The organism is Nonomuraea sp. NPDC049269 (assembly GCF_043197155.1).
Taxonomy (GTDB): Bacteria; Actinomycetota; Actinomycetes; order Streptosporangiales; family Streptosporangiaceae; genus Nonomuraea.
Genome location: NZ_JBICSO010000003.1, coordinates 91,227 through 111,734, shown reverse-complemented (window position 1 = coordinate 111,734; position 20,508 = coordinate 91,227). Strand labels below are relative to the sequence as shown.

Annotated in this window: 21 protein-coding genes; 16 read left to right on the top strand and 5 right to left on the bottom strand. The window is 68.2% G+C overall.

All coding sequences use genetic code 11. The features are described 5' to 3' along the window. Positions 1–76 precede the first annotated feature (76 nt). The 4 genes from ACGFNP_RS18230 to ACGFNP_RS18215 are packed head-to-tail and all read left to right on the top strand — an operon-like array spanning position 77 to position 4,798. Positions 77–3,391, top strand: coding sequence for a nitrate- and nitrite sensing domain-containing protein (locus tag ACGFNP_RS18230; RefSeq protein WP_393319872.1), 3,315 nt, complete (start codon positions 77–79; stop codon positions 3,389–3,391). Next, a complete protein-coding gene (locus ACGFNP_RS18225; RefSeq protein ID WP_246650111.1) occupies positions 3,388–3,810 on the top strand; it encodes a roadblock/LC7 domain-containing protein in 423 nt (140 codons plus the stop codon). Before ACGFNP_RS18230 ends, ACGFNP_RS18225 begins: the two co-directional genes overlap by 4 nt. A gap of 27 nt (positions 3,811–3,837) precedes the next feature. Next, complete coding sequence (locus tag ACGFNP_RS18220) at positions 3,838–4,239, top strand: DUF742 domain-containing protein (RefSeq protein ID WP_219527172.1); 402 nt, start codon at positions 3,838–3,840, stop codon at positions 4,237–4,239. Then, the gene (locus tag ACGFNP_RS18215) at positions 4,220–4,798 is read left to right on the top strand and encodes an ATP/GTP-binding protein (RefSeq protein ID WP_214641575.1); all 579 of its coding nucleotides are present in this window, start codon (positions 4,220–4,222) and stop codon (positions 4,796–4,798) included. Before ACGFNP_RS18220 ends, ACGFNP_RS18215 begins: the two co-directional genes overlap by 20 nt. A 94-nt stretch (positions 4,799–4,892) precedes the next feature. On the opposite strand, the gene ACGFNP_RS18210 is transcribed toward ACGFNP_RS18215, so the two are convergent. Genes ACGFNP_RS18210 through ACGFNP_RS18190 form a run of 5 tightly spaced genes read right to left on the bottom strand, consistent with a single transcriptional unit; the run spans position 4,893 to position 9,718 of the window. Next, positions 4,893–5,660, bottom strand: coding sequence for an ABC transporter ATP-binding protein (locus ACGFNP_RS18210; protein ID WP_358317328.1), 768 nt, complete (start codon positions 5,658–5,660; stop codon positions 4,893–4,895). A gap of 22 nt (positions 5,661–5,682) precedes the next feature. Next, complete coding sequence (locus ACGFNP_RS18205; RefSeq protein WP_393319867.1) at positions 5,683–7,140, bottom strand: dihydroorotase family protein; 1,458 nt, start codon at positions 7,138–7,140, stop codon at positions 5,683–5,685. A 9-nt stretch (positions 7,141–7,149) separates the two neighbouring features. Continuing rightward, positions 7,150–7,926: an ABC transporter permease subunit gene (locus ACGFNP_RS18200; protein ID WP_358317332.1), complete on the bottom strand. Its 777-nt coding sequence runs from the start codon at positions 7,924–7,926 to the stop codon at positions 7,150–7,152. Further along, positions 7,923–8,732, bottom strand: coding sequence for an ABC transporter permease (locus ACGFNP_RS18195; protein WP_358317333.1), 810 nt, complete (start codon positions 8,730–8,732; stop codon positions 7,923–7,925). The genes ACGFNP_RS18200 and ACGFNP_RS18195 overlap by 4 nt, the downstream gene beginning before the upstream one ends. Next, the gene (locus ACGFNP_RS18190) at positions 8,729–9,718 is read right to left on the bottom strand and encodes an ABC transporter substrate-binding protein (RefSeq protein ID WP_393319863.1); all 990 of its coding nucleotides are present in this window, start codon (positions 9,716–9,718) and stop codon (positions 8,729–8,731) included. Before ACGFNP_RS18190 ends, ACGFNP_RS18195 begins: the two co-directional genes overlap by 4 nt. Before the next feature lie 558 nt (positions 9,719–10,276). Between ACGFNP_RS18190 and ACGFNP_RS18185 the strand changes: the two genes are divergently transcribed. The 12 genes from ACGFNP_RS18185 (at position 10,277) to lepB (ACGFNP_RS18130) (ending at position 20,460) form a co-directional block, all read left to right on the top strand. Next, positions 10,277–12,991 carry a nitrate- and nitrite sensing domain-containing protein gene (locus ACGFNP_RS18185; RefSeq protein ID WP_393319860.1) on the top strand — a complete coding sequence of 905 codons (2,715 nt, stop codon included), beginning with the start codon at positions 10,277–10,279 and terminating at the stop codon, positions 12,989–12,991. Further along, the gene (locus tag ACGFNP_RS18180) at positions 12,988–13,410 is read left to right on the top strand and encodes a roadblock/LC7 domain-containing protein (RefSeq protein ID WP_214641568.1); all 423 of its coding nucleotides are present in this window, start codon (positions 12,988–12,990) and stop codon (positions 13,408–13,410) included. Before ACGFNP_RS18185 ends, ACGFNP_RS18180 begins: the two co-directional genes overlap by 4 nt. A 65-nt stretch (positions 13,411–13,475) precedes the next feature. Then, a complete protein-coding gene (locus ACGFNP_RS18175) occupies positions 13,476–13,823 on the top strand; it encodes a DUF742 domain-containing protein (protein ID WP_214641717.1) in 348 nt (115 codons plus the stop codon). Then, a complete protein-coding gene (locus ACGFNP_RS18170) occupies positions 13,804–14,394 on the top strand; it encodes an ATP/GTP-binding protein (protein ID WP_214641567.1) in 591 nt (196 codons plus the stop codon). The genes ACGFNP_RS18175 and ACGFNP_RS18170 overlap by 20 nt, the downstream gene beginning before the upstream one ends. Positions 14,395–14,557: 163 nt before the next feature. Beyond that, on the top strand, positions 14,558–16,105 hold the full coding sequence (gene ffh, locus ACGFNP_RS18165) for a signal recognition particle protein (RefSeq protein ID WP_358317339.1): 1,548 nt from the start codon (positions 14,558–14,560) through the stop codon (positions 16,103–16,105). Between the two features lie 220 nt (positions 16,106–16,325). Further along, the gene (rpsP, locus tag ACGFNP_RS18160) at positions 16,326–16,772 is read left to right on the top strand and encodes a 30S ribosomal protein S16 (RefSeq protein WP_358317341.1); all 447 of its coding nucleotides are present in this window, start codon (positions 16,326–16,328) and stop codon (positions 16,770–16,772) included. Between the two features lie 2 nt (positions 16,773–16,774). Continuing rightward, positions 16,775–17,020: an RNA-binding protein gene (locus ACGFNP_RS18155; RefSeq protein WP_020546537.1), complete on the top strand. Its 246-nt coding sequence runs from the start codon at positions 16,775–16,777 to the stop codon at positions 17,018–17,020. Between the two features lie 68 nt (positions 17,021–17,088). Further along, on the top strand, positions 17,089–17,589 hold the full coding sequence (gene rimM / locus ACGFNP_RS18150) for a ribosome maturation factor RimM (RefSeq protein ID WP_358317343.1): 501 nt from the start codon (positions 17,089–17,091) through the stop codon (positions 17,587–17,589). Next, positions 17,589–18,368: a tRNA (guanosine(37)-N1)-methyltransferase TrmD gene (gene trmD / locus ACGFNP_RS18145; protein WP_358033854.1), complete on the top strand. Its 780-nt coding sequence runs from the start codon at positions 17,589–17,591 to the stop codon at positions 18,366–18,368. The genes rimM and trmD overlap by 1 nt, the downstream gene beginning before the upstream one ends. Positions 18,369–18,505: 137 nt before the next feature. After that, positions 18,506–18,868, top strand: a complete 363-nt coding sequence (gene rplS, locus ACGFNP_RS18140) for a 50S ribosomal protein L19 (RefSeq protein ID WP_214641562.1) — start codon at positions 18,506–18,508, stop codon at positions 18,866–18,868. A 141-nt stretch (positions 18,869–19,009) separates the two neighbouring features. Next, the gene (gene lepB, locus ACGFNP_RS18135; RefSeq protein ID WP_393319852.1) at positions 19,010–19,870 is read left to right on the top strand and encodes a signal peptidase I; all 861 of its coding nucleotides are present in this window, start codon (positions 19,010–19,012) and stop codon (positions 19,868–19,870) included. Next, entirely contained in the window at positions 19,870–20,460 is a 591-nt protein-coding gene (gene lepB / locus ACGFNP_RS18130; protein WP_358317349.1) for a signal peptidase I, read from the top strand. Before lepB (ACGFNP_RS18135) ends, lepB (ACGFNP_RS18130) begins: the two co-directional genes overlap by 1 nt. Positions 20,461–20,508 lie beyond the last annotated feature (48 nt).

Below are 20,508 nucleotides of genomic sequence, written 5' to 3'. Positions count from 1 at the left end.
CCAGCCCGCAGAAATCCCATGCGCCCCAAGCGTGTCAGATTTTCGAGCACGTAACGGCGAGAGGTTGCGAGAGTCAGTGAGGACGGATAACCCCAGGCACACCAGGTCCGGGGAGCACACAGGCGGACGGTTCCGGCTGGCGAACTGGCGCGTGCGCTCCAGGCTGGTGGCGCTGATCCTCATCCCCACCATCGTGGGTGTGCTGCTCGCCGGGGTCCAGCTGGCGAACGCCATCGGCACCAGCGCCGAGTACCGCCGGCTGACCACGGTCGCCGAGCTGGTCCAGCGCGTCGGCGCACTGTCGCACGAGCTCGCCAAGGAACGCACGCTCACCGCGTGGTACATGGCCGACCGCCGGCGGCCCAGCCGGCTGAGCCAGCTCAAGGCGCAGCGCCAGGCGTCCGATGCCGCCAAGCAGCGGGTGCTCGCCGGCATGACGGCCATCGACGCCACCTACACCGCTCGCGTCATCGAAGAGGTTTCGGAGATCCGCCGGTGGCTCACCGGCCTCGACGGCCTGCGCAAGTCGATCGCGGGTGAGGCGAGCGTGCCGCCCCGAGCTGCGCTCCGCACCTACTCCTCCATGATCGACGTGCTCGAGAACCTCCAGGGCGACCTGGGTGACGGCATCAGCGACGACCGCCTGCAGGGCGACGTGGCCGCGCTGACCGCTCTCGACCGGACCAAGGAGGAGGTCTCGCGCCAGCAGGGCATCCTCATCGTGGCGCTGATCGAACGCCGGCTCGACTACGACGACCTCTCCGACTTCCTCGGTTCCTGGAACAACCAGCAGGCCGAGCAGACCACCTTCGAGGCGGAAGCCACCCGCGACGTTCTCCAGGCGTTCCAGAAGGGCGTACGAGGTCAGCAGATCGACCGCGCGGACGCGATGCGTCAGCGCGCCCTGGCCCAGCTGCGAGAGTTCCAGACCATCAAGGACCTGGACATCACCACTCGCCGGGACATCCAGCTCTGGTACGAGAGCACCACGCTGGCCGCCAACGCCATGCGCAAGGTCGAGGACGCCCTGGCCACCAGGATCGTGGCCACCACCCGGGACCTGAGCGACAGCGAGCAGCGCAGCGCCATCATCTCCGGCGCGACCATCCTGGTCCTGCTGCTCCTCGTCCTGGTGATCACCACCCGGGTGGCCGGTTCGCTGGTCCGCCCGCTGCGCCGGCTGCGTGCCGAGGCGCTCCAGGTGGCCACCACCCGGCTGCCCGAGACCGTCCGCCTGCTGCGCGAGTCCGGTGACAGCGCGGAGGTGCCCGACGTGCCCTCCGTCGGCGTCAACACCCGTGACGAAATCGGGGAAGTGGCCCGGGCCTTCGACGAGGTCCACCGCGAGGCGATCAGGCTGGCCGGCGACGAGGCCAAGCTGCGTGCCAACGTCAACTCGATGTTCGTCAACCTCTCCCGGCGCAGCCAGACGCTCGTCGAGCGGCAGCTGCAGCTCATCGAGGGACTGGAGCAGGGCGAGGAGGACGAGAACCGGCTGGCGAACCTGTTCCGGCTCGACCACCTGGCCACCCGCATGCGCCGCAACAGCGAGAACCTCCTGGTCCTCGCCGGCCAGGAGGCCGCCCGCAAGTGGAGCGAGCCGGTGCCGCTGGTCGACATCGCCCGCGCCTCGCTGTCCGAGGTCGAGAACTACGAGCGGGTCCAGATCCAGATCCCGTCCGGCATCGAGATCGCCGGCCCGGCCGTCACCGACGCCGTGCACCTGCTCGCCGAGCTGATCGAGAACGCCATCTCCTTCTCCCCGCGCGAGAGCAAGGTCCAGGTCACCAGCACGCCCATCGAGGGCGGGATCCAGGTGACGATCAGCGACCTGGGCATCGGCATGTCGGCCGACGAGCTGGCCGAGGCCAACTGGCGGCTGGCCAACCCGCCGGTCGTGGACGTGGCCGTCTCGCGGCGCATGGGCCTGTTCGTGGTCGGCCGCCTGGCGCTGCGCCACGGCATCAGGGTCCAGCTCGGGATGAAGGACGCGGGCGGCCTGGCCGCGCTCGTCATGCTGCCCGACATGCTCATCGCCGGCCCCCAGGGCTCGGTGCCTCAGCAGCGCGGCAGCCAGTACGAAGCCTTCACCACCTTCGACCCGAGCATGATCGAGCCGTCCTCGACGAACGGCTCGGGCGTCTACGGCGGTCCGAGGACCGATACCCCCGACATCCGCACCTCGGACGACGCGCCGGTCGACACGCAGTGGCCGGGCTCGCTGCCGTTGCCGGGTGGCGGCGGCAACTGGCCGCCGTTCGGCGAGGAGCAGCCGCCGCGGCAGCAGCCCGACGAGCAGCGCTGGCCGTCCTTCGCCGACGAGCCGCCCGCGGCCGCCGCGCCAGACCAGCGCTGGCCGTCGTTCGCCGACGAGGCGCCGCCGCGGCAGGACGAGCAGCGCTGGCCCTCCTTCGCCACCGAACCGCCGCCGCCCGCGCAGGACGAGCCCCGCTGGCCGTCCTTCGCCACGGAGCCGCCCCCGCCGGTGCCTGCGCAGGAGTCGAACTGGCCGCCCTACGCGTCGGTGGAGGAGCAGCCGCCCAGGTCGCCGTTCGTCGAGCAGCCCAAGTCGCCCTACGGTGGGGACTCGCAGCCGGGCTTCGGGTTCGAGGAGCACCGCTGGCCGTCGTTCGCCGACTCGCCCATCCCGCCCGTCGAGCCGTTCACGCACAACGGGCGCGGCGCGTTCAACCCGTTCGGCCCCGGCGAGTACTCCTCGAAGGATCTGACCGGCCCGCTCCCGGCGGTGCGCAACTCGCCGACGGAGCAGAGCGACGACTTCCTGCCGATCTTCTCGTCGGTCGGCTCCGACTGGTTCCGCAGGCCGGAGCCCGAGCAGGTCAAGCCGTACCAGGAGCCGATCTCCGAATCCTCCGCGCAGGAGGAGACCCAGATCGGCGGGATACCGGCCGTGCCGCCCGCCGGCCCGCTCACCACGCCGCACGCGGCCCAGCCCTTCGCGCAGCCGCCCGCTCAGCAGTACGCCCAGCCCTATGCCCAGCCCGTCGCGCCACCGGCCGCCGCGCCCCCACCGGCGGCGGCGCCGGCCGCCGCGTCCGCCGGGACGACGGACAAGCCGGCGCTGCCGCAACGCGTACCGGGCGGGTCCGGCGTGAGCGCGTCGTGGTCCTCGCCCGCCGACACCGGCTGGCAGGCCGCGCAGGCCGCCGCCGAGCCGGCCAAGGGCGGCACGACGGCTTCCGGCCTGCCGCGGCGCGTACCGAAGGCCAACCTGGTGCCCGGTACGGCCAGCCTGGCGGAACCGCAGGCGACGTCACCGGCACCGCAGATCTCCCCCGATCGCCTGCGGAGCCGGCTGTCCAGCTTCCAGCAGGGGGTTCGGCAAGGCCGCGCGTTCACCCGCGGAGATGACAATGAGGAGGAGCAATGAGAGAACTGAGCCAGGGAGCGCGTGGCATCAGCTGGCTGATCACCGACTTCGTCAACAACGTGCCCGGTGTCGCGCACACCGTGGTGGTGTCGTCTGACGGCTTGCCGCTGGCCTTCTCCGAGGGTTTTCCCAAGGACCGGGCCGACCAGTTGGCCGCGGTCGCCTCGGGTGTGATCAGCCTGACGCAAGGCGCGGCTCGTGTGTTCGAAGGCGGTATGGTCACCCAGACCGTCATCGAGATGCAGCGCGGACTTCTGATGATCATGTCCATCAGCGATGGCTCCTGCCTCGCTGTGCTCGCCGCGCCCGATTGTGACATGGGCCTGGTCGCGTACCAGATGACGCTGCTCGTGGAGCGGGCGGGCCAGGTGCTCACCCCGGCTGTACGCGCCGAGCTGCAGGCGTCCCGTCCGCGTTAGCCGGACGGTGACAGGAGAAAGATCATGATGTCAGGTCAGGGTTGGGCTGGTGATAGCACTCCGCCGCATCCGTCGGCTCCCCGTCCGCAGAAGCCTAGTTCCCTTGTCCGGCCATATGCCGTGACAGGGGGCCGTACGGCCCCGCGGATGAAGTTCGCCATGGAGGCGCTCGTGTCCTCCGTGACCTCGGAATATCAAGACATTTCACTTCTAAGTCCGGAGTATCAGGCGATCATTCAGCTCACCCGCAACGTCAGGTCGGTTGCCGAGATCTCCGCCCTTTTACGGCAGCCTCTTGGGGTAGTCCGGGTGCTGATCGCCGACATGGCGTCGGAGGGCCTGATCCGCGTGCACCAGCCTGCGCTGGACGCGGGAAAGCCGGACCTCAACTTGCTCGAAAGGGTGCTCAGTGGACTTCGCAGGCTCTAGCCCCGGCCTCACCTCGACGAAGATCGTCGTGGCCGGTGGCTTCGGCGTGGGCAAGACGACGTTCGTGGGTGCGGTCTCGGAGATCTTGCCGCTCACCACGGAGGCGGTGATGACGGACGCGTCGGCGGGTGTCGACGACGTCTCTCTCACGCCCAACAAGACGACCACGACCGTGGCCATGGACTTCGGCCGGGTCTCGCTCGACCGTGACCTGATCCTCTACCTGTTCGGTACGCCCGGACAGCACCGGTTCTGGTTCATGTGGGACGACCTGGTGCGCGGCGCGATCGGCGCGGTGGTGCTGGTGGACACGCGGCGGCTGGCCGACAGCTTCCCGGCCATCGACTACTTCGAAGAGGCCAAGCTGCCCTTCGTCATCGGCATCAACGGCTGGGACGGGAGCTTCCAGCACCAGGAGGAGGAGATCCGGGAGGCGCTGTCGCTCAACCCGCACACCCCGATCGTCCGCCTCGACGCCAGAGTCCGGGACTCGGTGAAGGGCACTCTGATCACTCTGGTCGAGCACGCCCTGACCCGCCACTCCCACACGCCGGCCTGACTTCCTCTTCACCAGTGCCGCCGGGCGAGACGCCCGGCGGCACTGGTGATTCCGGCTTCGGCCGCCGTACGGGAAGCGGTTCGCGAAGGCGCGCTCAGACGGACGCCACGCCGCGCACCAGGCGTCCCACCTCGGCGCGGAGATGGACGAAGTCCGGGTGTTCGCGGGTGGTGATCTGGTCGCGGGGGCTGGGGAGCGCCACCTTCAGGTCGCCCACGACGTGCGCGGGCGCCTTGGACAGCACGACGACCCGGTCGCCGACGTACACGCTCTCGTCGATGTCGTGCGTGATGAGCACGATGGTCATCTGGTGATGCCCTCGTACCTTCAGCACGAGGTCCTCGAGGTCCTCACGCGTCTGCGCGTCGACGGAGCCGAACGGCTCGTCCATGAGCATCAGCGCCGGCCGGTAGGCCAGCGCGCGGGCGATGGCGACGCGCTGCTGCATGCCGCCGGACAGCTGGAAGGGGTACTTGCGCCCGGCCGCGGCCAGCCCCACCGACTCCAGCGCCTCGTGCGCGGCCTCACGGCGCTGCTCCTTGGTCATGTCCTTGCGGCGCAGCGGCAGCGCGACGTTGTCGGCCACCGACATCCACGGGAACAGCGAGCGGCTGTAGTCCTGGAAGACGACGGCCAGATTGGCCGGCGTCTGGCGGACCAGCGCGCCCTCGACCCGGATCTCTCCGCCCGTGGGCTTGATCAGGCCGGCGATGGAGCGCAGCAGGGTCGATTTGCCGCACCCGGAGGGCCCGACGATGCACAGCAGCTCGCCCTCGGCGACGCTCAGGTTCAGTCCGTCGATGGCGTGGTGGCGCGTCGGCCCGTCGCCGTAGACGTGCGTGAGGTTGTCTATCTCAAGCAAGAGGTTTCCTTGGGGGAGAAGGTCAGCCCAGCGGTCTGGAGATGTACTGGCCCACCGGACGGCCCACGATCTTGCCCGCGTCGAGGACGTGGTTGCCTCTGACGAACGTGTCGGTGACCTTCGCGGTCAGTTCGAAGCCCTCGAAGGGGGTGTACTCCTGCGTCGACTCCGACTCGGAGGCGCGAACGGTCCACGTGCTCCCGGTGTCGACCAGGCAGATGTCGGCGTCGAAGCCGGGCGCGATGGTGCCCTTGGTCCGCAGGCCGTACCTGCGGGCGGGGTTCCACGCGGTGAGGGCGGCGATGCGCCCGTAGGGCAGGCCGCGGCGACGGCCCTCGGTGATCAGGCCGGGCAGTAGGTACTCGGCGCCGCCGAACCCGGCCTTGGCCAGGAACACGTCGTCGGCCGGAGCTCCGAACTTGAGCTCCTCCCGGCAGCAGGCATGGTCACTGACGACCCAGTCGACGGTGCCGTCGAGCACGTACTCCCACAGCGCCTCGACGTCCTCGCGCGGCCTGATGGGCGGGTTCACCTTCGCACCGATCCCGTTGGCCGTCTCGATGTCGGCGAGAAGATGTCCGATCGTGACCTCGCGGCGGAAGTCGATGTGCGGGAAGGTCTTGGCCATCCGCACGGCCGCGTCGAGCGCCTTGCGGGACGACAGGTGCAGCAGGTTGATGTTGGCCAGGCCGGTCTCGTGGGCGAGATAGGAGGCGATGAAGACCGCCAGCCCCTCGGAGTGCGGCGGCCGGGAGGCGCTGTAGGCGGCGAGCCCGCTCAGGTCGCCGGCGTCCTCCACCAGCTTGGTGTAGGCGGTCATGATCTCGGCGGTCTCGCAGTGCAGCGACAGCGAGATCTCGTCGGCCAGCTCGGGGAAGCGTTCCCTGGCCTTCTGCACGCCGCGCATCACGAACTCGAAGTGCCCGTAGTCGTAGCGCTCGCCCTCGGGCAGCATCAGGAACTTGCTCTGGTCGGCCGAGCGGCCGTGCAGCCCGTGGCCGCCGTAGAACATGAAGATCTTGAACGAGGAGACGCCGAACTTCTCGATCAGGTCGGGCAGCTCGCCGATGTGCGTGCTCGACATGGGCGCGAGGTGGAAGCCGTAGTCGATGTACGCCTGCCCCTCCGCCTGCTCGCGCACCTGGGGGAAGAACTCCGCGTAGGGACCGCCCTTGTTGAGGTAGTACTGGCCGGTCCGCATGTAGGTGAGCGCCGTGGTGACGCCACCCTGGGCGCTGGCCATGCTCTCCGAGGCGGCGTCGGCGGGCAGCGGGTTGTAGATGCCCCAGTGCTGGTGGGCGTCCACGACGCCGGGGAAGGCCAGCTTCCCGTCGCCGTCGAGCACCTCCTCCACACCCTCGGCGGACAGGCCGGGTCCGACCTGCTCGATGCGCCCACCGGTCACGGCGATGTCCGCGACGACCGGTTCGTCCCGGTCGTGGGTAACAACTCGCACGTTCTTCACCAACAGGTCAGTCACATCCGCCTCCTACGCGGTACGGCGAGCGCCACGGTGCCATGTGAGCATCGGGCGTTCGACCATGAGGAACAGGGTGTTGAACACGTATCCGAGAACGCCGAGCACGACCACTCCTCCCCAGAGGGCCGGCATGTCGGAGTTGGCGCTCGCGATGGTCAGCAGGTAGCCGATGCCGTCCGTGCTGCCTTTGAGCTCGGACACGATCATGAGGATCAGTGCAAGCGAGACGCTCAGCCGCAGCCCCGCGAAGATCTTCGGTGCGGCGGCGGGCAAAATGATCCGGAACAGGCGCAGGCTCGCCGGGACGCCGAAGACGGTCGCGGTCTCGATCTGGAGACGATCCACGTTACGCGCGCCATCGATTGAATTCAGCAGGATCGGCCAGATGATGCCGAAGACGATGGTGGCCACCTGGACCTGCGTCCCCATGGCGAAGAGCACCAGGAACACGGAGAACATCACAGGTGGCGGCACGGCCCGGGCGAACTCCACCAGCGGGTCGATGTAGTCGCCCAGCCAGGCGGCCCTGCCGATCGCGACACCGAGTGCTACCCCCACGGCCACAGCCACGCCCCACGAGCCGATCAGCCTGACGATGCTGGGGACGAAGTTGTCCACTGCCTCATCGGTGAGAATGAGCGGTCCGGAGAACCACATGTCGTACATGCGCGACACGATGACCGTGGGCCGGGGGAAGTAGGGGCTCTCCACCGCCTTGGTGATCAGCTCCCACGCGATGAGGACCACCGGCACCAGCCAGAGCCGTTTGATCAGGGTCTTGATCATGCGTTCCGCCACTTGAAGAGCCGCCGCTCGGCACGCAGCAGCAGGGTGTTGACGATCAGTCCGATGAAGCCCGACCACAGCAGCACCGCGATCACGTCGATCATCGCCTGGTCGCCCAGGCCGGTGCTCGCCTCGATGAGGAAGGCGCCGATCCCGCCGGAGCCGCCGACGACGTACTCCACGCTGATGGCGAGGATGAGCGAGATCGAGGCGGCCAACCGGATGCCGGTGAAGATGAACGGCGCGGCGCTCGGCAGCGACACCCGCCAGACGACGGCCGCGGAGCCGAAGCTGAACGAGCGCAGTGTCTCCGCGGCCAGGGGATCGACGTCACGCACGCCGTAGAGGGTGTTGATCAGGATCGGCCAGGACGCGGCGTAGACGATGAGCGCGACCTTGGCGTTGATCTCGGGCTGGAAGATGAACAGTGCCAGCGGGATCAGGGCCACCGAGGGGATCGGCCGCAGGAACTCGACGATCGCGCGGGTCATCTCCTCGACAACGGGCAGGGTCCCGAGCAGCAGGCCCACCGGGACGGCCAGCAGGACGGCGATCGGCAGGCCGATGACGGCGGCGAGCAGCGTGGAGGACAGGTCCCCGAGGTACTCGGGATCGAACGCCAAGGCGACCACTCTGGCCAGGCAGGCCGAGGCCGGCGGCAGCCACTTGAACAGGCCGGTCCTGCTGGCGAGCTCCCAGACAAGCAGAAAAACCGCCACACCGATGGCGTGGCGGACGAGTTTTCCGACCCTGGCGCGGGCGAGCGGGGAACGCCCGCCGCGCGTCAGCGTTGTGGCAGCGGTCATCCCTGCGAAGTAACGATCATCGAGGCGACGTCGATCTTCTGCTGGATGAAGCCGTACTCGAGCATCAGGTCCGCGACTCGCTGAATGCGCTGGGCGTTCAGTGAGGTCGGGTAGTTGCCGAGGTTGATCGTCGCAGCGACGTTAGCCGGGATCTTCGTGTAGGTCGGCAGGATCTTCGTCACGGCGCTGCGGTCGGTGGCGGCAACGTTCTGCGCCTTCGCCATGGCCCGCTGGAATGCGGCCATGGTCTTGGGGTTCTTGCTGACCCACTTCTCCGTTGCGGCCCAGCCGGTGATCGGCAGACCCTCCGTGGGGCCGGACATGGTGTCGAGCAGCATGGTCGCGCCGACTTCGTTCTTGGCCTGGCTCACGTACGGGTCGGTCATCCAGACCGCGTCCACACTGTGCTTGTCCAGGGCCGTGATCCAGTCGGTGGTCGGCACGACGACGTACTTGACGTCGGTCTTCGGGTCGAGCCCAGCGATCTTGAGGTGGGGGTTCATGGTGAGAACGCCCAGACCGACGAGAGCGTTGACGCCGATCTTCTTACCCTTGAGGTCACCGACGTTCTTGATGGGCGAGTTCTTCGCCACCATGACGCCGAAAGCCCCGGGAGCTCCCTGGTAGGAGTCCGCGATGTACTTGAACTTCTCCAGGCCGGAGCTCTGGATGGACAAGATGGTGGCGTAGCTGCCCAGCACCACGTCCATGCTGCCGTTGCCGAGCTTGGGCAGTACGGCCTGAGGGGCCTGGATTGCCTCTTGCTTGACGTTGAGGCCCTGCTCCTTGAAGAACCCACGCTCCATGGCGATGAACAGCGGGGCCGAGTCCGCCCCGGGGTACTGCCCGATCAGGAGGTCTGTCTTCTCAAGACCATTGGCATTCGTGGTGCCTCCGGTCTTGCTATCTGAGCTGGAACACCCCGTAATGACAAGGGTGGCCACAAGTCCAATCAGGGCGGTGCGCCCTAGTGCACCGAACCTCATGTCGCGTCTCCTTCGAACGGGGGGTGATCGACGACGGTCGCACCCTAGCGCAGCTAACTCTTGCGCATGGTCCCCCGATTCTGGAAATTAACAATATATATGTGGAAATGATGATCACCATGTAGGTTTGAGATGATTGTCCGAATCGACGGAGTGAGACCCGGGCGTCCACCAGGAACATGTGGAGAATGTCCGGTTTGGTACGTTTTGCGAAGAGATAGGTTGACTGCGACCTTTGCGGTATTGGCCGATCTCCTGTTGTTGTGCTCAAATAAGCTCTCGCCCCATGGGTGCGTCGGCGTCACACGGCAAACACAATGCATGACGTGATCCTCTTGCACCAGACCATCAGAGGAGAGGTTGCGGAGGCCAGTGAGGAACGCATTCCCCCCAGCAGGTGGGGATCCCGGCTTAACTGCTGAAGCGCCCGCTCCTGCGGCACTTCACGCCAAGTCAAAGCCCAAAGCACGGGCCGGGCGTGCGAAGAAGACGGGTGGCTTCGCGCTGCGCAACTGGCGCGTGCGTTCGAAGCTGCTCGTTCTGGTTGTCATTCCCACCTTGGCGGCCCTGGTCCTGGGCGGCTTCCGCGTAGCCACCTCGATCAGCAGCGCCACCGAGTACGAGAGAGTCAACGACGTCGCCATCCTGGCGAGCCAGCTCACCGCGCTCGCTCATGAGGTCGAGCTCGAACGCGACCTCACCGCCAGCTTTGTCGCCCTCGGCCGCCCGGCGGCCGGCAAGGCCAAAGTCAGCGAGCAGTACACCACCGTCAACAAGCTCCGTGACGATGTGCGCACCGGTGTCGACGCGCTCGCCGCGTCCGACAGCCCGCAGCGCGCTCAGGCCGTTCGCGTCAAGAACCGTCTGGACGAGATCGACCAGTCGCGCAAGGCTTCGGTGGACTCGCAGCTGAACGTCAGCTCCGTCATCGACCTGTACGACCGGAGCATCTCCGACTTCGTCGCGCTCAATGACAACATCGACCAGGGTGCCGCCGACAAGGAGCTCGCCGGCAGCGTCTCCGGCTTCGCCGCTCTGTCCAGGGCCAAGCAGTTCGTCTCCAAGCAGCGCGCGCTGCTCGCGGCCGCTCTGGCCGCCAAGCGGTTCGGCAAGGAGGACCTCGATTCCTTCATCGCCGCCCGCGCCCAGCGCAACAGTGAGCTGGCGACGTTCAGGGCCCAGGTGCCGCTGAACATCCGCCAGGCGTACGACGACATCGTCAGCGGCCAGGCCGTCGACAAGGCCGAGCTGATCCAGGCCCGCGCCCTGTTCCTGCAGGACTCCGGTGCGCTCCTGGTCGACCCGGCCCTGGGCCTCCAGCGCAACGGCGAGGACTGGTTCGACGCCGTCACCAAGACGATCGACGGCATGCGCAAGGTCGAGCAGCAGGTCTCCGACTCGATCCTGCTGCGCAGCCGCACCCTGCAGGGCCAGGAGCAGCAAGGCGCGATGATCATCGCGATCGCGATCGCCATCCTGCTCATCCTGGTCCTGGTGGTCACCTCGCTCATGGCGCGCTCGCTCAGCGGCCCGCTGCGCCGGCTGCGCAGGGAGGCGCTGTTCATCGCCGGCCGCCGCCTGCCGGAGACGGTCCAGCAGCTGCGCGAGTCCGAGGCGACCGGCCCACCCGAGGTCGAGCCGATCGGCGTCATGTCCGAGGACGAGATCGGGGAAGTGGCGCGGGCGTTCGACGAGGTACACCGCGAAGCCGTACGACTGGCCAGCGAGGAGTCCAGGCTCCGTAGCAACGTCAACGCGATGTTCGTCAACCTCTCCCGCAGAAGCCAGACGCTGGTCGAGCGGCAGATCACCCTCATCGACGGGCTGGAGCAGGGCGAGCAGGACGAGAGCCGGTTGGCGAACCTGTTCAAGCTGGACCACCTGGCCACCCGTATGCGCCGCAACAGCGAGAACCTCCTGGTCCTCGCCGGTCAGGACCCGCCGCGACGCTGGAGCCAGCCGGTCAAGCTGGTCGACGTGGCCCGCGCCTCCCTGTCGGAGGTCGAGAACTACGAGCGGGTCGTCCTGCAGGTGCCCGACGGCGTGTCCGTCGCCGGCCAGGCCGTCAACGACGTCATCCACCTGCTCGCCGAGCTGGTGGAGAACGCGCTGTCGTTCTCGCCGCGCGAGACCCGCGTGACGGTCTCCGGCAGCCGGATCGACGGCGGCGGCGTCATGCTGTCGATCACCGACTCCGGCATCGGCATGACCCAGGACGAACTCGCCGGGGCCAACGACCGCCTCACCGACGCGCCCGTCGTGGACGTCTCGGTGTCGCGTCGCATGGGCCTGTTCGTGGTCGCCAGGCTGGCGCACCGGCACGGCATCCGGGTGCAACTGCGCCCGCACGGCTCCGGCGGCCTGACCGCCATGGTGCTGGTGCCCGAGAGCCTGCTCGGCAGCCAGTCCCCGGCCTACGCCGGCACGCAGGGCGCCATGCCCGTGCGCGAGGAGACCTACGCGGCCCCCGCGCCGGCTCCCGCCGCGCCGCCCGTCGCTCCTCCGCAGTGGCAGGGTGGCGGCTACCAGATGGGCCCGGGACATCCGTCGTACCCGTCCAACCCGGAGTCCGCGGGTGCCTGGCCGTCCATGCCCCAGTGGCCGTCCGACGTCAACGGCTGGCCCGCCGACCCGCGTGCCAGCAGCGGCGGCTACGACACCGCCGACGTCTGGGTGCCGTCGCGAGGCCAGGGCGGTGGCGGCGGAGGCAACTGGTCCGGCGACAACGGCCTGCCGAAGAGGCCCACCGACCAGCCGCCGTTCCAGCCGCCCCAGAACTGGAGCTTCGGCGACCGGGCGGTGGAGTCGAGCCCGCCGCCCAGGCCGAGGTACGACTTCCCGGAGACGGAGTCGGCGGCCACCGGCCCCATCCCGGTGGTGAAGCCGGCGTCGTCTGGTGACGAGTACCTGCCGATCTTCGCCTCGGTGGAGTCGGCCTGGTTCGAGCACGGTGAAAGCGGCGCGAGCTGGGGTTCCTCCAAGGCCGATGCCGGCTGGAGCGCCGCGGAGGCCGTGGTCGAGCCGGTACGTGACGGCGCGACCGCCTCCGGGCTGCCCAAGCGGGTGCCCAAGGCGAACCTCGTGCCGGGTTCCGCTGACACCGCCTCCGCGCCGAAGGGCGTCGCCCCGATGCCCTCTGTCTCGCCTGATCGCGTCCGCAGCCGCCTGTCCAGCTTCCAGCAGGGCTTCCGCGCGGCACGTGACGACATCAGCGAGGGCAGGGCGTACCCCGCCGGCTCAAGGCCCGTTGATAGCAGAGAGGAGGGCGCATGAACGATCTGAGCCACGCGGCACGCGGAGTCGACTGGCTGATAACCGACTTCGTCAGTACCGTTCCAGGCGTCGCCCACGCGGTCGTTGTCTCGTCCGATGGTCTGCCGCTCGCGGCCTCTTCGGGCTTCCCCGTAGACCGGGCTGATCAACTGGCCGCGATCGCGTCCGGGCTGGTCAGCCTGACGCAGGGAGCGGCCAGGGTCTTCGAGGGCGGTGCGGTCAACCAGACCATCGTCGAGATGCAGCGCGGGCTGATGCTGATCATGTCGATCAGCGACGGCTCCTGCCTGGCAGTGCTGGCGGCCCCCGACTGCGATATGGGATTGGTCGCGTACCAAATGACGCTCATGGTCGATCGTGCCGGTCAGGTACTTACTCCGGCGGTGCGCGCAGAGCTGCGCGCTAGCCAGACCAGGTGATGTAGGTGACGGACCCAAGGTGGAACAGCGGCGGCTGGGAGCCCCAACCCCATCCCCAGCCGCAGCTGAGTTCAGATCCCGCGTCGCCGGTCCGTCCTTACGCTGTGACGGGAGGACGGACCGCGCCCCGGGTCAAGCTGGCCATGGAGGCCCTGGTCTCGTCCGCGACGGCCGAGCACCGGGAGTTCTCCCACATCACGCCGGAGTATCAGGCGATCAGCCAGCTCTGCCGGCAGGTCCGGTCGGTGGCCGAGGTGTCGGCCCTGTTGCGGATCCCGCTCGGTGTGGTGCGCGTGCTGATCGCCGATATGGCGGCCGAAGGTCTGGTACGCGTACACCAGCCAGCGCTGGAGTCCGGACGACCAGACGTAAACCTGCTCGAAAGGGTGCTCAGTGGACTTCGCAGGCTCTAGCCCCGGCCTCACCTCGACGAAGATCGTGGTGGCCGGTGGCTTCGGGGTGGGCAAGACGACGTTCGTCGGCGCGGTGTCGGAGATCATGCCGCTGACCACCGAGGCCGTCATGACGGACGCCTCGGCGGGCATCGACGACCTCGGTATGACGCCGCTGAAGTCCACCACCACCGTGGCCATGGACTTCGGCCGGGTCTCGCTCGACCGTGACCTGATCCTCTACCTGTTCGGCACGCCCGGGCAGCACCGGTTCTGGTTCATGTGGGACGACCTGGTGCGCGGCGCGATCGGCGCGGTGGTGCTGGTGGACACGCGCCGGCTGGCCGACAGCTTCCCCGCGATCGACTACTTCGAAGAGGCGCAACTGCCGTTCGTGGTGGGTGTGAACGGGTGGGACGGCTCATACCCGCACAGCGACGCGGAGGTGCGCGACGCTCTCACGCTGGCGCCGCACATCCCGCTGGTCCGGCTGGACGCGCGGTCGAAGGACTCGGTGAAGAGCGCGCTCATCAACCTGGTCGAGCACGCGCTGACGGTCCGGATGGCGGTGCCGGGCTGGAGCGGTAGCTGACCTCGCCTGCTCCTGGCAGGCGACCGTCCGGGATGTCGCCGTCCGGGATGTCGGCGTCTGGGGCATGCTGACAGACCGGATGGCCGAGCCAGGCTGGAAGGGCTGCCGGAGCGGATAGGCTGAACCATTAGACCAACATTCGCTTCGAGGACTGGCCTACCACGTGTTCGAGACGCTTTCCGACCGGCTGACATCGGTCTTCTCCTCCCTCCGCTCCAAGGGTCGGCTGTCCGAGGCCGACATCGACGCCACCACCCGCGAGATCCGCATCGCGCTGCTAGAGGCCGATGTCGCACTTCCGGTGGTCAAGGCGTTCGTCGCCCAGGTCAAGGAGCGCGCCCGCGGCATCGAGGTCTCCCAGGCGCTCAACCCGGCGCAGCAGGTCGTCAAGATCGTCAACGACGAGCTGATCGAGATTCTCGGCGGCGAGACGCGGCGGCTCCGCTACGCCAAGACACCGCCGACCGTCGTCATGCTCGCGGGTCTGCAGGGCGCCGGTAAGACCACGCTGGCGGGCAAGCTCGCCAAGTGGCTGCGCGAGCAGGGCCACGCGCCCATGCTCGTGGCCGCCGACCTTCAGCGCCCCAACGCCGTGCAGCAGCTCCAGGTCGTGGGCGAGCGCGCGGGGGTGGCCGTCTACGCGCCTGAGCCCGGCAGCGGCGTCGGCGACCCGGTCGAGGTCGCCCGCCGGTCGATCGACGAGGCCAAGCGCGCTCAGCACGACGTCGTCATCATCGACACCGCCGGCCGCCTGGGCATCGACCAGGAGATGATGCGCCAGGCCGCCGACATCCGCGACGCGGTCTCGCCCGACGAGGTCCTGTTCGTGGTCGACGCCATGATCGGCCAGGACGCCGTGACCACGGCCCAGGCGTTCATGGAGGGCGTCGGCTTCGACGGCGTGGTGCTCACCAAGCTCGACGGCGACGCCCGCGGCGGCGCCGCGCTGTCGGTCAGGCACATCACCGGCCGGCCGATCATGTTCGCGTCGACCGGTGAGAAGCTCGAGGACTTCGACGCCTTCCACCCCGACCGGATGGCCTCCCGCATCCTCGACATGGGTGACATCCTCACCCTGATCGAGCAGGCCCAGAAGACGTTCGACGAGGAGCAGGCCGCCAAGATGGCGGGCAAGCTCACCTCGGGCGAGAACTTCACGCTCGAAGACTTCCTCGAGCAGATGATGATGGTCCAGAAGATGGGCCCGATCAAGAACCTGCTCGGCATGATGCCCGGCATGGGGCAGATGCGCGACCAGCTCAACTCCATCGACGACCGCGACCTCGACCGCATCGCGGCCATCATCCGCTCGATGACGCCGGGCGAGCGCCAGGACCCGAAGATCATCAACGGCTCCCGCCGGGCCCGCATCGCCGCCGGTTCCGGTGTGACGGTGAGTGCCGTCAACAACCTGGTGACGCGGTTCTTCGACGCCCAGAAGATGATGAAGCGGATGGCGGGGGGCATGGGCATCCCCGGCATGCCGGGCGGCCGGGGCAAGGTGGCCAAGGCTCAGAAGAAGAGCAAGAAGGGGCGGCGCGTGAGCGGCGACCCGCGTAAGGCCGCTCTGGGCAAGCCGGACTCGGCGCCCACCGAGCCGCAGGCGCCCAAGGGCGGTCTGCTCGGCAACCTGGGCGGGAAGCTGCCTCCGGGCCTGGAACTGCCGCCGGGCTTCGACCCCAGCAAGTTCAATCTCCCGGGCGATAAGTAGCAACTTTCCGGATATTTTCGGTTTTGCGAATGCGGCGACCCGCGCTTGCGGGTCGTGTGCAGTGCCGCGCGTCTGGCACAATGACATGTTGGAACACCGTGGCCAGGTGGGTGCCCTCTCACCTCCCACCGGTCATGCCTGTCCCTGGAGCGGACTCCCATCGTGCCCCACTCGATGAGATGCCGTTCACCCACGCTCGAATGCAGGAGAGACCACACCCGTGGCAGTCAAGATCAAGCTCAAGCGTCTCGGTATGATCCGCAACGCTCAGTACCGCATCGTCATCGCCGACAGCCGCACCAAGCGTGACGGCCGGGCGATCGAAGAGATCGGCCTGTACCACCCGAAGGACGACCCTTCGCGTATCGAGGTCAACGCCGAGCGCGCGGCCTACTGGCTGGGTGTCGGCGCGCAGCCGACCGAGCCGGTGCTCAAGCTGCTCAAGCTGACCGGTGACTGGCAGAAGTTCAAGGGCGAGCCCGCCCCTGGGCCGATGAAGGTCGCCGAGCCGGCGCCCGACCGCCACGCCATCTACGAGGCCGCGGCCAAGGAGGCGCTGTCCGGTGGCGACACCGGCACCGCTGCCACCACGCCGCGTAAGGCTCGCAAGAAGGACGAGGCGACCGAGGCCGCTCCCGCCGAGACCAAGACCGAGGGCGAGGCCTGAAGATGCTCGAGGAGGCTCTCGAGCACCTCGTTAAGGGCATCGTCGAACATCCAGACGATGTCCGGGTCCGCGCACGCCGCATTCGCAGCGGGCGCGTCCTGGAGGTCCGGGTGCACCCCGAGGACCTGGGCAAGGTCATCGGTCGCGGCGGGCGCACCGCCAAGGCGCTGCGCACTGTCGTGAATGCCCTGGCCGACGGGAAGTACGTCCGGGTCGATCTGCTCGACCTGGACGAAGCCGTCCGTTAGCGTCAGGTTCCCGCGCCCTCATCGGTTCTTGCCGATGGGGGCGCTTGCGTTAGAAAAGGTAGGTACAGGTGCAGTTGGTCGTCGGCCGGATAGGCCGCCCGCACGGAGTACGCGGCGACGTGACCGTGGAGGTGCGCACCGACGATCCCGAGCTGCGCTTCGCCGTCGGCGCCGCCATCGCCACCGATCCCGCCGACAGGGGGCCGCTCGTCATCGAGAGCCGCCGCTGGCACAAAGGCGCGCTGCTCATCACCTTCGCCGGGATCAGAGCCCGCGACGACGCCGAAGAACTCCGCGGCACGATGCTGGTCATCGACTCCGCCGAGGTGACGCCCTCCGACGACCCCGACGAGTTCCACGACCACCAGCTCATCGGGCTCACGGTCGTGACCGCCTCGGACGAGGCCGTCGGCGAGGTCACCGACGTGCTCCACCACGGCCAGGACCTCCTGGTCGTACGGCGAAGCGGGCAGGACGACGCGCTCATCCCGTTCGTCAGGGCGCTGGTGCCCGAGGTCGACCTCGAAGGCGGCCGGCTCGTCGTCGACCCGCCCGAAGGGCTGCTGTGATGCGGCTCGACATCGTCTCGATCTTCCCCGAGTACTTCGCGCCGCTTGACGTCTCCCTCATCGGCAAGGCCCGCGAGCGCGGCACCCTCGACGTGCGGGTGCACCAGCTCCGCGACTGGGCCCACGACGTGCACAAGACCGTCGACGACACCCCCTACGGCGGCGGCCCCGGCATGGTCATGAAGCCCGAGGTGTGGGGCGAGGCCATCGACGCGGTGACCGAGGGCGGCTCGCCGCGCCTGATCGTCCCGACGCCGAGCGGGCGGCCGTTCACCCAGGAGCTCGCCCAGGAGCTCGCGGCCGAACCCTGGCTGCTGTTCGCGTGCGGGCGCTACGAGGGCATCGACTCGCGCGTCATGACCGAATACGGCACGCGCCTGCGCGTCGACGAGATCAGCATCGGCGACTACGTGCTGGCCGGAGGCGAGGTCGCGACGCTGGTGATGGTGGAGGCCATCGGCAGGCTGTTGCCCGGCGTGCTGGGCAACGCCCATTCGGCCGTCGACGACTCCTTCGCGCCGGGGGCCATGCGCAACCTCGTCGAAGGGCCCGTCTTCACCAAGCCGCCGGTCTGGCGGGGGCACGAGGTGCCGCCCGTACTCCTGTCCGGGCATCACGGGAAGGTCGCGCGGTGGCGGCGTGACGAGGCGCTCCGCCGTACCGTCGCCAACCGGCCCGAGCTGGCTTCGGCGCTCGATCCCGAGACGCTCGACAAGCACGACCGGCGGCTGCTGGAGGAGCTCTCGTTTCGCTTCCAGCCGGAAGATATGGCAAACTGAAGCGCTACCGACCATCATGTGGTTGGTCTGCCATGCCCGGGGGACAGTCCCGGGTTCATCGAATCAGCAGGCGCGTCCGCCGCGAGCTCAGGCCGGGTGGACCTCCGCGTGCTCGCGAGGACTTGAGGACAGCTCTCATGCACACGAAGATCCAGGAGCTCGAGAAGGCGACCCTGCGCGGAGACGTGCCGGACTTCCGCCCCGGTGACACGCTCGAGGTTCACGTCCGCGTCGTCGAAGGAAACCGCTCCCGCGTCCAGGTCTTCAAGGGCTTCGTGCTGCGCAGGCAGGGCAGCGGCGCCCGCGAGACCTTCACGGTCCGCAAGGTCAGCTACAGCGTCGGCGTCGAGCGGACCTTCCCCGTGCACAGCCCGATCATCGAGAAGATCGTGCTCGTGACCCGCGGTGACGTGCGCCGCGCCAAGCTCTACTACATGCGCGATCTGCGCGGCAAGGCCGCCCGCATCCGCGAGAAGCGCGAGGCCGTGCCCGCCAAGTGACACAGACCTTTCCGAATGGCCCGCGTCCTGCGCGGGCCATTCGGCTTTGCGGGGGCATTTCTTTTATGTGGAGCGACTCGGGCGCGGGTGTAACGTCGGTCGAGACTTGTCGAGCCGATGCATCATCTAGGCTCGTCAGCGATGACTAGCGAGAGCCAGGAGCACGGCGCGCCGCGCCGCCCTGTCAAGGACGAGGTGGACGTGGTCGCCGAAGAGACTGAGAAGCCAGCAAAGGGCGGCAAGAAGGACAAAAAGGGGTCGTTCTGGAAAGAACTTCCCGTCCTGGTCGTCGTGGCGCTGGTGCTGGCCCTGATCATCAAGACGTTCGTGATCCAGGCCTTCTACATCCCGTCGGAGTCGATGGAGAACACTCTCCTGAAGAACGACCGGGTCCTCGTCAACAAGATCGTCTACCACACGCGCGACATCGAGCGCGGCGACGTGGTGGTGTTCTCGGGCGTCGACTCGTGGGACGGCGAGTTCGAGATGGAGGAGCCGTCCAACCCGGTCGCGGCGTTCTTCCGCTGGGTCGGCACCGCGTTCGGCGTGGTGCCCGGCGAGAAGGACTACATCAAGCGGGTCATCGGCGTCGGCGGCGACCACGTCAAGTGCTGCGACTCCAAGCAGCGCATCACGGTCAACGGCGTGGCGATCGACGAGGGCGGCTACCTCTATCCGGGCAACGTGCCCTCCGACAAGTTCTTCGACATCACGGTGCCCAAGGGGCGGCTGTGGGTGATGGGCGACCACCGCTCGGTGTCGCTCGACTCACGCTCGCACACGGGCGACCCGGGTGGCGGCTCGATCCCCGTGGGCCAGGTGGTCGGGCGGGCGTTCGTCATCGTGTGGCCGTTCAACAGGGCGACCACGCTGTCCATCCCGGACACGTTCGGGCAGCCGGCGCTGCAGGCGATGGGCGGGTCCGTCCCGCTGGTCGCCGGGTTCGCCGGAGCTTTCCCCCTGGTGCTGGTCCGTCGGCGCCGCCGAAGCAGGAGAAACTGATGTCCTTCACCAAGAAGGCGGCGGCGGTGGAGAAGAAGAAAAAGGGCGGCTTCCGCGAGACGATCCTCCTGCTGATCCTCGGCGTCGGCATCGCGCTGCTGCTGCACACGTTCGTCGTCGGCTCGTTCTACATCCCGTCGGAGTCGATGGAGAACACCCTGCTGATCAACGACCGGGTGTTCGTCAACAAGCTCTCGGGCAAGCCCGAGCGCGGCGACATCATCGTGTTCAAGGGCTGGAACGGCGAGGACACCATCAAGCGGGTCATCGGCATCGGTGGCGACAAGGTGGCCTGCTGCGATGCCAAGAAGCGGGTGACGGTCAACGGCACGCCGCTGGACGAGGCGTCCTACCTCTATCCGGACGACTTCCCGTCGGGCGACACGTTCAAGTACACCGTGCCGCCCGGCAAGTTGTGGCTGATGGGAGACCACCGCAGCGCCTCGGCCGACTCGCGCAGCCATGTCGAGGAGCCCGGGGGCGGGTTCATCTCGGAGGACGCGGTGATCGGAAAGGCCGTCATGCGCTACTGGCCGCTGTCGCGAGGCCTGATCTTCATGCGTCCTGACACTTTCGACAAGGTCAAGTAGAGCCGCCTTCCGGTCGCGGTTTGCGGCGATTGGGGCGTACGCTGCCTC

Excerpts from the sequence above, each read along its gene's own strand:
- ACGFNP_RS18190 (WP_393319863.1), bottom strand. The coding sequence starts at position 9,718 with ATGAGGTTCGGTGCACTAGGGCGCACCGCCCTGATTGGACTTGTGGCC.
- ACGFNP_RS18200 (WP_358317332.1), bottom strand. The coding sequence starts at position 7,926 with ATGATCAAGACCCTGATCAAACGGCTCTGGCTGGTGCCGGTGGTCCTC.
- lepB (WP_393319852.1), top strand. The coding sequence starts at position 19,010 with ATGACTAGCGAGAGCCAGGAGCACGGCGCGCCGCGCCGCCCTGTCAAG.
- ACGFNP_RS18195 (WP_358317333.1), bottom strand. The coding sequence starts at position 8,732 with ATGACCGCTGCCACAACGCTGACGCGCGGCGGGCGTTCCCCGCTCGCC.
- trmD (WP_358033854.1), top strand. The coding sequence starts at position 17,589 with ATGCGGCTCGACATCGTCTCGATCTTCCCCGAGTACTTCGCGCCGCTT.
- ACGFNP_RS18180 (WP_214641568.1), top strand. The coding sequence starts at position 12,988 with ATGAACGATCTGAGCCACGCGGCACGCGGAGTCGACTGGCTGATAACC.
- ACGFNP_RS18155 (WP_020546537.1), top strand. The coding sequence starts at position 16,775 with ATGCTCGAGGAGGCTCTCGAGCACCTCGTTAAGGGCATCGTCGAACAT.
- ACGFNP_RS18225 (WP_246650111.1), top strand. The coding sequence starts at position 3,388 with ATGAGAGAACTGAGCCAGGGAGCGCGTGGCATCAGCTGGCTGATCACC.
- ACGFNP_RS18220 (WP_219527172.1), top strand. The coding sequence starts at position 3,838 with ATGTCAGGTCAGGGTTGGGCTGGTGATAGCACTCCGCCGCATCCGTCG.
- rplS (WP_214641562.1), top strand. The coding sequence starts at position 18,506 with ATGCACACGAAGATCCAGGAGCTCGAGAAGGCGACCCTGCGCGGAGAC.
- lepB (WP_358317349.1), top strand. The coding sequence starts at position 19,870 with ATGTCCTTCACCAAGAAGGCGGCGGCGGTGGAGAAGAAGAAAAAGGGC.